Below are 9052 nucleotides of genomic sequence, written 5' to 3'. Positions count from 1 at the left end.
ACGTCTATTGGCGAACCACCGGTAGTTAGCAAGCAAAAACTTCTTGACCAAAACATCTCTTTCCAAAGTTTCTTTTTCACTTGTGGAAAGTCTCTTTTAATAAGTCGAGAACTTGCACTTTTATAAGCATTGATGAATTTTGTCATTTCTGTATTAGGGTGTGTCTTGAACAAAATATGAACATGGTCTACATCATGATTCCATTCAACTAATGTGATGTTATAGTTTTCAGATAGTCGAACAAACATATCTTTTGCATAGTCTGACATATCATCATCAAACACATTTCTTCTGTATTTTACGACCAGCACAAGGTGATAATACAACAAGAATACTGAATGGTTATTACTATCTAATTTCATTTATATACCAGCCTTTATAATTTATAAGACTGATTATATTAGAGGCAAAATAAAAAGGAAAACCTTTTGGCTATGCTAAACCGAAATTCATCTCCCACCTACCGTTGGGCTACGCCCTTCACACGCTTGAGGAAGGAGAATTCTTTCCGGAAATTCGTTAAATTAATACTTTAATTTAATACGTAACGGGGTTGCAAATGTGTCAATATTACAGTGTTCTCTTTAACACGTTTTCAAAGGTTTAAAACTCTTCTTAAACAATTATTAAGAAGAGTTTTTTAGATAAAAGTTATAAAGAATTAGTTTTAATTAACTAAGAAATTATGCAAAAAGAGTATTTGTCTGTACATTTGTTATATGCTCGGCTAATACAGTAGCTTGTGCGTGGAGGGGGGCTGGAAATCCTAATGTAATACCATTGTGTTCAGTGCATTCACCAATTGCATAAATTAATTTATCATTTGTTTGCATATACTTATTAACAACTATGCCACGTTTAACATATAAGCCAGCTTTTTTTGCTAAATGTGTATTAGGTCGCCTACCAATAGGTATTACAATTAAATCGTATTTTTTAATAGTGCCATCTTCGAATTGGATCCCCTCTGCATAGTCTGTACCTAGGATTTTAACCGTGTTTTTTTCCATGAGAAATTGAATCCCTTTTGCTTTTAGCTTGTTACATAGTAATGAACAAGCCAAGATATCTTGTTTTGCCATTAAGTGTGAACTGAAATGAACTACGTGGACGTCTATTCCAAAATCAAATAATTTTTGTGCAATTTTTAGACCGAGCATGCCATTACCAATAATAATAGCTTTTTTTGCATGCTTCTTAATATTTAATAGAAATTGGATTTCTTCAGTTGTTCTAAGTTTATTTACTCCCAATAATTGCAGTCCTTTAACGGGAAAAATAAAAGCAGTAGATCCTGTTGCAATGATGAGTTTATCGTAGAAAACAATACGGCGTTTATCTGTAACAATGACCTCGTCCTCACGATCAATTTCTATTACCTTTTCGTTTGTAAAAAGCTTAATATTATGTTGTTTGTACCAATTATATCGCTTTTGTATTCTATTTTTAATATCTAATTGTAATGAAATAGTGTTTATTTGATTGTAGAGAGGATAGAGTTCATCACTGAAAATAGAAATGCTATACAGATTAGGATTTTGTATTAAAATCTCTTCAATACAGCGTAAACTAGATATACTATTACCGATTATTACTAAGCGTTTTCGTTTTCTCATATCAATTTCTCCTTTCGATTGTGAAGTATTGAGCAAAGATGCTCGTTCATATTATAACAATTTTAAAAAGCAGATTGCTTGATATATAGTTTATTTTAAAATATGTCACAAATTATCTTTATTCGGGTAATGAGATACAAAGATGATCCCATTAAACTCATAGGTTAGAGGAAATTTTAAAAATGTTACTAAGATATTTCAGATGGAAAATGTTGAATATGTTTGCTGCTAGTAGTATTTCTTCAATTTTTAAAGAATAACGCATACAAACACACTGTAACCTTATAATTAAAGTTTTTTTATGTATAAATGCGAATAATTTCCTGATAGGTCACTATACAAGTAAGTAAAAATTAAGATGGAGTGCTTTTCCTAAACATGATAAATTAAAACTTTTTATACCAGATTAATTATTCTTTTATTCTATATTGACTAGGTATATTCGTGTATTATGCACCTTCTAGGATTTAGTGAATATAGCAGATTGCACATCATTTGAATCATTTTGTAAAGTGAGTATGTTTATTTTGTGAAATATTGAACAAAATCTTGAAAGTGAATATTGAAACATGTAGTTTATTCTTAGGATTATTTATAATAACCATGAACTAAAGGAGTGTGTAATTTTATGTTAGAACAAGGGATAGCTGATGCTATAAAACTTGCACAAAAGAAGAAACAAATATTAGATATAAATCCAATACAATATTTTGTTCGTGCATTACTAGCCGGCATCTATATTGGATTTATTATAGTATTATGTTTTAAATTAGGGGATTTTTTTCACGTTGTAAATTCACCTGCAACTTATTTAAGTGCTTCTTTATTTTTTGGAATTGCACTTATATTAATAATATATGGTGGAGCGGAATTATTTACTGGGAATACAATGTATTTTACAATTTCGACCTTACGAAAAAAAACAACGGTCTTAGATACTTGTCGTAACTGGGGTGCTTGTTTTTTAGGTAATCTGGTAGGTGCAATATTTTTTGCGTTATTATTTTATGGTACTGGTATTTTTGATCAAATTGAATATGAACATTTGATAAGTAATGTTGTTGAAGTAAAAATGAATACACCGACAATACAGCTATTTTTCAAAGCTATTTTATGTAATTGGCTTGTTTGTCTAGCATGCTTCCTTCCTTCTCAAGTAAAAGGGGATACAGCAAAAATAATTGTTATGATGTTATTGGTTTTTACATTCTTTTTATCTGGATATGAACATAGCATTGCAAATTTATCGCTATTTGCAATCTCCCTGGTATCGCCACATCCCAATACTATTTCTTTTAGTGGGGCTATTTATAATTTAATTCCAGTTACAATTGGAAATATTATTGGTGGATCTGTATTTGTTGGCATGGTATATCATTATATAACCCAAAACAACCCTACAGCTGAACAGAAGGGCGATTTAGTTGAATCTCAATGTGAGGAAAACATCCCATTACAAACACAAATAAAAATTTAAGCTACTAATATAATCATTTTCGTATAAAAATAACATAATTATTTTGAATGTTATTTTTATATCAGTTGGCCTAATTAGCCGGAAATACCGTTTTAATAATTCTTTTAAATATATTTTTTTCTTTTATAAAATATATTATTTGTTTTTGTTAGACATATAAGGGAAGGGAAATATACAAAAAACATTCACAACTTATGTGACCTAAATTTGTTAATATAAAATGCAAGATCACATGTCGAATTTATTACAGAAAACTCTAAAAAATCAGTGGGAGGTTTACTAGAAAATGAATTTTGAAAAAGTTTGTTTGGTATAGAAGTGCTTTTAGGGGGTTATTGCTAAAATAGGTGAAATAACCTTCGATATACAAAATAAAAATTTGCAGTAATTAGATTTGAATGAAGATAATATAAGCATGAATGTCATTATGAAAAGTGATAATCCGTTAGTGAATCTTAATAAAAATGTAAGCGTTAACAATTTTATTTAACTAGATGTATAAACTAGATTTTTCACAGAATATCAAAGAATCTTTGAAATGTAGATAAAGAAAAATTATCTTATCTAGTGAAGCTATACATAATATTTTTTTGAGTTAAATAAGAAATAATGTTGGAGCAATATTTGCTGGAAATACATATGAAAAGGAATTTAAGTTTAACTATGTGGTATTGAACATTAATGTATTTCGAGTTCATTATTTGTTTATTCAAAATCAATTAAATCTCTTTTTATTAGAATAACAACAATGCACAAAAACATAACATAAATAGTGAGGGATCTATAAATGAATAAAAATATTAATCGTGTAGTTTTAATTGGTACAGGGGCCGTAGGATGTAGTTATGCATATTGTATGATTAATCAGGGCCTGGCAGAAGAATTCGTTCTTGTGGATGTAAATGAAGCAAGAGCAGAAGGAGAAGCAATGGATTTAAGTCATGCAATTCCTTTTTCACCATCACCAATAAAAGTATGGAAGGGTAGCTGTGACGACTGTAAAGATGCGCAAATTGTTGTAATAACAGCCGGATTGCCACAGAGACCAGGTGAAACACGTTTAGACTTAGTTGAAAAAAATACTAAGATTTTTAAAGAAATTATACGTAATGTCATGTCAAGCGGATTCGATGGTATTTTCTTAATTGCAACAAATCCAGTGGACATTTTAACATATGTAACTTGGAAAGAATCTGGGTTGCCGAAAGAACGCGTAATTGGTTCAGGTACAACGCTTGATTCTGCACGTTTCCGTTACATGTTAGGAGAATATTTTGAGATTGATCCTCATAATGTTCATGCGTATATAATAGGTGAACATGGTGATACGGAGCTTCCAGTTTGGAGTCATGTGTCAGTTGGCGTTCAAAAGCTACAAACCATTTTAGAAAATAAAAGTCAGTATAATCAAAGTGACTTAGACGAAATTTTTGTTCGTTCACGTGATGCGGCCTATCATATAATCGAACGTAAGGGAGCAACCTGTTATGGAATTGGAATGTCTTTATTACGTATAACAAAGGCAATTCTACATAATGAAAATAGTGTGTTAACAGTATCTGCATACCTTGAGAATAAATATGGTCATAATGATGTGTATATAGGGGTTCCTGCTGTTATTAATCGCGAAGGTATTCGAGAAATTATAGAAATTGAGTTAAATGCGGAAGAAAAGTTTAACTTTAATCATTCTGTACATACATTAAAAGATACCATGTCACCAATACTATAAGATGAATTTATCGTATAACATTATGTCGAATATATAAATTCTTAGCAACAGTTTAAAGGTACCTAATCTAATATACTCTGAAAGAAAATAGTATAGAAAAAATGCTTGTTTAAATAGAAATAAAGTACTTTCATCTTGTAAAGAATCATTTTATAAACATTATTAAGAAATTAAGATTCTGTACTACATTAGTTCATAACATATCAAGAATGAATGTTTTTAGAAGCGACATAATTATTTATAGCTAAATATGTTATGATTTTCACAAAAGGTTGATACCTTTTGTGCATAGTTTCCTTTAAGTCACTAAAGACAGATATATTTGATTAAATAAAAAGCACTTTTTTAGAAGTTTAAGGAAGTGCCTTTTTATTTGTTAATAAACATTAGAAATCTATTAAATTACATACATTTATGGAAGAGAGTAATTTCTATGTGCATCTGGCTATCGTTTAATTACATTCTTATTGGACGTTTATAAAACAACGAGCATACAGTAGGAAATGTGAAAATTTTGGGGATAATGGAGCATACAAAGTTGGTAATAAACCTTAGGGAAAGGAGGGAACGAGATGAGAAATTTCTTTGAAGAAAAATATACAAATTTAGAATTTAAAAGAGAACTAATAAATATTATAAGTAAAATCAGTGAATATAAAGGAGCAATATCAGCATATCAAACTCAAAAACCAGAGATATTTAATCTTTTGGAAAAGAGTATATCAATGCAATATATTAAAACTTTTCCTAATATATATGAAAAGTTTACATTCTCAAATAAACAGTTAAAAAAATTAGTTGATCATCATGCTAGCCCTCAAACATTGGAAGAGGACGCTTTATTTTGTTATTGCAAAACATTAGAACTTGTGCAAAAAGAAAATCACAAATTACCTATTAAACCGCAAACAATTCAAGAATTGCACTTCCAATTAATGAATTATTCAACTTCTGAAAGTGGTAATTGGAGAAAAAGCGAACTTGTATTATCTTCTGTTCCAAAGTTAAAAGATCAATTTAAATTACGTACAGTTGTTTTATATGATATGGTTCCGCAATATTTGTATCATCTATGCGAACAATATAATGCATTAAGGGCTAAAGGGAATTTTCATCCGCTCCTACTAATTCCTCAATTTATCTTAAATTTCCTATGTATTTATCCATTTAATAAAGGGAATGGCAAGTTAGCAAAAATATTAATTCAATGGTTATTAATTGAAAGTGGATTTACATTTGTAAAATATACATGTATAGATAAATATTTCAAAGAATATGAATCAGATTATTATGATGCTCTGTATAAATCTGCAGCTCACTGGTATCAAGGCGATCATAATGTAGTTTTCTGGATGAAAATTTTTTTAGATATTGTTTTAGTTGCATATAAAGAATTCTATTGTGTAATAAAAAATTGTATTAGCACTCATACTAAAAGAAAAAGAATTGAAAAATACATAGACAGACAAGATAATCCTTTTACTAAAGAAAATATTCGAAACATGTATCCAGACATAAGTGAAAGTACTATAAATAAAACATTACACGCTTTAAATTCACAGGGATACATTAAATTAGTTTCTAAAGGTAGAAATGCAACATGGATAAAGCGTAAATTAACTTAGGGTAAAGAACTAGAACACTGGCAAATAATAAGCAAGGAGAACCCAAAAAGGGTTCTCCTTGTTTATTATTTGTTAGACTAATGTATCTTTTAGAAGGATAAAGGAAGTAAAATAGACTATTTATTAATTGCAATCTAATCATAAAATTTTGTATCACATCTTTAAGAAAGACTGGTCTACTCGTTATGATTTTCTAAACCAAATTGTCCTTTTTTACGCATAGTGTAATAAATAGGGAGGCCGAGTGCAGTTAGACCTATTCCACATAAAGCTAGCAGAGGTTGAGTGAATAAGGTATTAATAACAATGAACAATCCGCCAATAATAGCAACTAATGGTATAAAAGGATACAATGGAACTTTATAAGGTCGCACAAGTTCGGGTTCCCTTTTTCGTAAGATGAATACAGCAAGGAATGTCATTGTGTAGAATATCCATATTACAAATACCAACATATCAGTAAGAGTATTGAATCCGCCGACGGCCATCATAATAATTGAAATAAATAGCATAAATAGACCAGAATTATAAGGGACCCGACTATTTTTAGATAATGTAGCAAACCATTTACTAAATGGTAGTTTGTTCTCAATAGCCATGGCATAAGGAATTCGCATTCCTGTCATAATATAACCATTAATCGTTCCAAATACGGAAATTAAAATGCCAATGGTAACTAGTTTTCCTCCCATAGCTCCAAAAAGAATTGTAGATACTTGAGAAGCGGGTGTATCAGTACCTGCGAGCGATGTTGCAGACATGACCATTAGAAACGCGACATTAATTAATAAATAAACAACCATTACTGTTGATAATCCTAATACGATTGCTTTAGGCAAGTCTTTTTTAGGATTTTTCATTTCTCCAGCAATATTCCCTACATGAATCCATCCATCATAGGCGAACATTGTTGCGAGTAAACCAGATCCAAGGGCAGATATCATAGATTTGTTCGGCCCTGCCTCAATTGGAAAAAGCTGAAAAGTAACGTCACTTTTGTGTAGTAATCCAAAAATAATAATCAATGCTAATGGAACCAATTTGCATATAGTCGAAGCCATTTGGATTCCACCAGCTGCTTTAGCTCCTAAAAAGTTCATAAGAGTTACAAATGTTGCTGTGATAATTGCAATTGCGATAATTAGCATTTTGTGTTCATTAACATTTAGGCCAAATAAACTAACCGTTTGTGTCCCGAAAATAATAGCAAGAGCTGCAATATTTGCAGGGAAGTATATGACAGTTTGTGCCCAGCCAAGCAAGAAAGCAGTTAAGTTTCCATAAGTCCTCTTTAAATATGCCATCATTCCCCCCGTTTCAGGAATAGCGGCAGATAGTTCAGCAGCAGTTAGTCCTGCGCAAACGGTCAAGATACCACCAATTACCCATGCAAGTAATCCTAGGCTAGCTGTTCCTGTTACTCCATATAATGCAGTGGGCTTGAAAAATACTCCGGCGCCGATAACGGTACCAATAACTGTGGTTAATGCTGCAAAGAAACCAATATCCTTTTTTAGTTGTTGTTGTGACAAAATAATCACTCCCAATTAGAAAAATATATAAATTCTCTTATGAATTCTTTATCCTATTTGTTAAATTATTTGATAGTATATCCTGTATCCATACAAATAGCCGCCCCTCATCCTTACCAGCTAGAGAATTTGAATACATTTCAGATACTAAATAAAAAAGAAATTAAACGTATAAGTAAAGAAAGTTTAATTTCGCCTCAAATCATGTGAAAATTTTCACATGATTTGAGGCGAGTAAAATTCCATGAATTATACATTAAAAGAAATTCTTTAATTTAACCCGAAACATGAAGTTAAAAACGAGATTTCTTTTATATGAATAATAAGAATAAATGAGGTATTTTAATATTGTAATATAGTAAAATGGTAAATCGAAATTCAAAAGAGAAGATATATTCTTGTGAAGAATATCACAAAGTATTGAGGGATTCAATCATATTTTCGATATAAAATATAGAAAATCAACTAAATAAAACATTTTGTGAAATGTTTCACAAAATTGTTGACCTCTTATTTTTACTAATGGTATCTTGTAGGTGCAATCCAATGTTATAAATTAAATTATATTTGAAAAATATTGTAAGGGTGAATATTTAGAATCTTATATTTATCTGACAATAATTAATTTAATTTATAACTCACTCTAAAAAAGGATGTGTAGATATGAAAATTGGTGTAGTGAAAGAGATAAAAAAAGGGGAAGCTCGTGTAGGGATGACTCCAGAAAATGTTCAAAAATTAGTTTCAGCTGGAAATGAAGTTTTAGTACAAAAAGATGCTGGATTAGGTTCTGGTTATACAAATGATGAATATATAAATGCAGGAGCAAGCATAGTAAATCAAGGCCAGGCATGGGATGTTGATATGGTAGTAAAGGTAAAAGAACCACTACCTGCAGAATACCATTACTTTAAAAAGGATCTAATTGTTTGGGGGTTTTTACATCTGGCTGCGTCGAAAGAGTGTGTAGAAGCAATGAGAAATGCTGGTACTACTGCGATTGCTGGTGAAACTATTAGTGAGGATGGAAATTTAGCATTATTAAAACCTATGAGTGCAATTGCTGGAAG

Annotated in this window: 7 protein-coding genes; 4 read left to right on the top strand and 3 right to left on the bottom strand. The window is 30.5% G+C overall.

Features of this window, described 5'->3' with window-relative positions; all coding sequences use genetic code 11:
- On the bottom strand, positions 1-362 hold a 362-nt coding region (gene tnpA, locus DN400_RS28060; RefSeq protein ID WP_147802062.1), incomplete at its 3' end, for an IS200/IS605 family transposase.
- A 321-nt stretch (positions 363-683) separates the two neighbouring features.
- Positions 684-1616 (bottom strand): FAD-dependent oxidoreductase, encoded by a 933-nt coding sequence (locus DN400_RS28055; protein ID WP_147802061.1) that lies wholly within the window; start codon positions 1614-1616, stop codon positions 684-686.
- 628 nt (positions 1617-2244) lie between these two features.
- Between DN400_RS28055 and DN400_RS28050 the strand changes: the two genes are divergently transcribed.
- From DN400_RS28050 to DN400_RS28040, 3 genes are all read left to right on the top strand, one after another.
- Complete coding sequence (locus tag DN400_RS28050) at positions 2245-3093, top strand: formate/nitrite transporter family protein (protein ID WP_000893013.1); 849 nt, start codon at positions 2245-2247, stop codon at positions 3091-3093.
- Positions 3094-3880: 787 nt separating this feature from the next.
- Positions 3881-4825, top strand: coding sequence for an L-lactate dehydrogenase (locus tag DN400_RS28045; protein WP_147802060.1), 945 nt, complete (start codon positions 3881-3883; stop codon positions 4823-4825).
- Positions 4826-5397: 572 nt separating this feature from the next.
- A complete protein-coding gene (locus DN400_RS28040; protein ID WP_147802059.1) occupies positions 5398-6450 on the top strand; it encodes a Fic family protein in 1053 nt (350 codons plus the stop codon).
- 176 nt (positions 6451-6626) lie between these two features.
- On the opposite strand, the gene DN400_RS28035 is transcribed toward DN400_RS28040, so the two are convergent.
- Positions 6627-7982, bottom strand: a complete 1356-nt coding sequence (locus DN400_RS28035) for an APC family permease (RefSeq protein ID WP_016513586.1) — start codon at positions 7980-7982, stop codon at positions 6627-6629.
- A gap of 663 nt (positions 7983-8645) precedes the next feature.
- On the opposite strand from DN400_RS28035, the gene DN400_RS28030 reads away from it, so the two are divergent.
- Positions 8646-9052 (top strand): Rossmann-fold NAD(P)-binding domain-containing protein (locus DN400_RS28030; RefSeq protein WP_481747372.1); only part of this gene is annotated, 407 nt, incomplete at its 3' end.

This window comes from Bacillus sp. AR8-1, from assembly GCF_008042345.1.
Lineage (GTDB): Bacteria > Bacillota > Bacilli > Bacillales > Bacillaceae_G > Bacillus_A > Bacillus_A cereus.
Note: the sequence above shows the minus strand (reverse complement) of the source record. Positions and strands in the feature narration are given on the sequence as shown.

Coding starts and splice junctions, on each gene's coding strand:
- DN400_RS28040 (WP_147802059.1), top strand. CDS start 5,398: ATGAGAAATTTCTTTGAAGAAAAATATACAAATTTAGAATTTAAAAGA.
- DN400_RS28055 (WP_147802061.1), bottom strand. CDS start 1,616: ATGAGAAAACGAAAACGCTTAGTAATAATCGGTAATAGTATATCTAGT.
- DN400_RS28045 (WP_147802060.1), top strand. CDS start 3,881: ATGAATAAAAATATTAATCGTGTAGTTTTAATTGGTACAGGGGCCGTA.
- DN400_RS28050 (WP_000893013.1), top strand. CDS start 2,245: ATGTTAGAACAAGGGATAGCTGATGCTATAAAACTTGCACAAAAGAAG.